Origin of the sequence: Corallococcus sp. CA047B, from assembly GCF_003612065.1 — a bacterium.
GTDB classification, from domain to species: domain Bacteria; phylum Myxococcota; class Myxococcia; order Myxococcales; family Myxococcaceae; genus Corallococcus; species Corallococcus praedator.
Genome location: NZ_RAWD01000573.1, coordinates 1 through 2,685, shown reverse-complemented (window position 1 = coordinate 2,685; position 2,685 = coordinate 1). Strand labels below are relative to the sequence as shown.

The 2,685-nt window shown below is 70.5% G+C and carries 1 protein-coding gene; it reads left to right on the top strand.

Annotation, left to right across the window (positions count from 1 at the left end):
- Positions 1-488 precede the first annotated feature (488 nt).
- Complete coding sequence (locus D7X74_RS41105; protein WP_120538363.1) at positions 489-2,666, top strand: methyl-accepting chemotaxis protein; 2,178 nt, start codon at positions 489-491, stop codon at positions 2,664-2,666.
- The last annotated feature ends 19 nt before the right edge of the window (positions 2,667-2,685 follow it).

Sequence of the window (2,685 nt, the reverse complement as noted above, 5' to 3'; positions counted from 1 at the left end):
CCCTGGATCATCACCACCGGAGGCCCCTCCCCCTCCACGAACCCGCTCAGCGTGCAGCCCCGGTGCGGCGTGCCCCTGCGGGCGGAGGGGGAATCCATGGCGTCTCCTGAAGGAAAGCCGCGCGGAGGTGACACGCACGGTGAAGTCGAAGGCTACTTCGGAGTCCGCTCCGTGTGGGGCAGCCCAGGCCCGGATCCAGCGCCAGCCGTCTCTCCGCACCCGACGCATCAGGTCCCCACCGAAGGGAACCCGGTCGCGGCCACGGACACGCCCTGACAGAGAACAGCCTCCCGCGTGAGACAACCCGGTGAGACACCCTCCCGTCAGGGCGTCACATGAAAAACCCAGACACCGGTTACATGTTTTACGGGCCTGATCAGCGACGGGTTCCCATGCGGAGAGCGCGTGCCCGAGCCAGCAGGCAAGGCGGGGAGGCATCGGGGACCCATTTTACAGAGGACCCCCAGGCGCTAGAGCATCTGTTTCAAATGGGTCAATCCTGCCTCTTCACCTTCGACCTCCATCACGGGTTCGCTCGTTTCAAGAACACCCGGCACGGGAACGTTTCACGGCTCGCGGCCCTGGTGGGCTCCGCGCTGCTGCTCGTCCTCGCGTGGGCCCCCGCCGCGCACGCGGAGCCGACGCAGGCGACGACGACGGTGCCCGCGCTCGAGGGCTGGCGCTTCCGCTGGGGCGACTCACCCATTGAACCCGACGGCGTGCCCACCTGGGCGAAGCAGGCGGAGACGACGGAGGGCTGGCAGCCCATGACCGCGCTCAAGGAGCCGCCGGAGCGTGGGGACCGCACGATGCTCTGGCTGCGCATCCCGGTGCCCGCGGGCCCGTGGCTCGAACCCGCGCTCTTCCTGGGCAACGTCGCCAACGCCTTCGAGGCCTACGCCGACGGTCAGCGCATCCACGCGAGCGGGAAGCTGGCCCCCCAGGGGAAGGAGACGATGGCGAACATGGCCTGGCACGTGGTGCCCCTGCCCCCCTCCAGCGTGGGCCGGCACGTGCTGCTGCGCATCCAGGGCACGGGGCCGGCCATCGGCGTCACGCGCGATGCCCGGGTGGGCGGGCGCTATGACCTGCTCGCGGCGGAGGCGCGCCGGGGCCTGCCGCCCTTTGTCATGGGCATGCTGCTGATGGCCATCGGCCTGACGTCCCTGGGCGCCGCCATCCTGCGCCGCCAGCAGCGGTTGCTCGTCGCGCTCGCGGTCTTCGCCGTGGGCTCCGGCATGCTCCTGCTCGGCTCCAGCACCATGTCCACCGCGCTCTGGAACGCGGAGGCCAGCGGGAGCGTCCTCACGCTGCTGGGTTCGTACGCGGTGCTGCCGGGGCTCGCGTGGTTCATCTCCGATACCGCGGGTCCGGACAAGCTGCGCTGGTTCCGCCGGTTCGCGGCGGTGGTGACCGTGCCCGCCGTCTTCCAGGCCGTGCTCGCGCTCATCGACCTGGGGGCCGTGTGGCGGCTCCTGCCCGCCTTCATCCTCTATTCGCTCCCCGGCCTCATGGTCTGCGTCGCCGTCGCGGCCATCCAGGCGTTGCGGGGTGACGTGGATGCGCGCATCTTCGTCGCCGGGCTCTGCGTCCTCACCTTCGTCCTCTTGCTCAGCACGCTGCCCATGCTCGGCCTGATGGAGGCCACCGACAGCCAGGTGCACTGGGGCTTCCTCGCGGTCACGCTGTCGCTCGTGGGCATCGTGGCGCGCCGGTCCTCGTTGGTGGTGCGCTCGCTGGCGGAGCACGCCCAGTTGCTGGACGCGCGGCGCAAGGAGGTGCGGGCCCTGGCCCAGAGCATGGGCCGAGGCGCGGATGAGCTCGCCGCCGTCGTGCAGCAGCTTCGCACCACCAGCGAGGAGCAGACCGCCGGCATCAGCCGCCAGGCGTCGGCGCTCCAGGAGCTGGAGCAGACGGTCCAGGAGATCCGCCAGGGCTCGCACGTGACGGCCGACAAGGCCCGCATGCTGGCGGCCTCGGCGGAGAGCGCGGAGCGGGTGGGACGCGAGGGTGGCGCCGCCATCGACCGCACGCTGTTGGACCTCGCGGCCATCCGGACCGAGGTGTCGGAGATGGCCGCGCGCATCCTGGCGCTGGACGAGCGCACCCGGGAGGTGTCCGGCATCGTGGACGACGTGAAGACGCTGGCGGATCAATCCAACATGCTGGCCATCAACGCCGCCATCGAGGCGGTGCGCAACGGCGACAGCGGCAAGGGATTCAGCGTGGTGGCGAAGGAGATGCGCAGCCTGGCGGACCAGTCCATCCGGGCCACCCAGCGCATCCGCGACGTGCTCGACGGCGTGAGCGCGACCATGCGGGAGACGGCGAAGATGAGCGAGCAGGGCGAACAGCGCGTCCAGGTCAGCCTCAACGCGGTGCGCACCTCCGGCTCGCAGCTCCAGAAGCTCACGGGCATCATCGGCGACACCAGCGGCAGCGTGCGGATGATCACCGAGGCCGTGGCCCAGCAGGACACGGGCACCTATCAGATTGCCCAGGCCATCCAGGAGCTGTCCGGCCAGATGCGGCGCACGCTGAAGGTCGTGGAGGAGACGCAGACCGTCACCCGCTCCGTCCAGACGCTGGCGGAGAGCATGTCGGGGATCGCCAGCCGAGCGCTCAAGTCCGGCACGCTGGACGAACAGCAGCCTGAAGCCGCGTGACGCCAGGGCGGGCGTGGGG

Bases quoted from the DNA above. Each gene is read 5' to 3' on its own strand.
- D7X74_RS41105 (WP_120538363.1), top strand. From the start codon at position 489: ATGGGTCAATCCTGCCTCTTCACCTTCGACCTCCATCACGGGTTCGCT.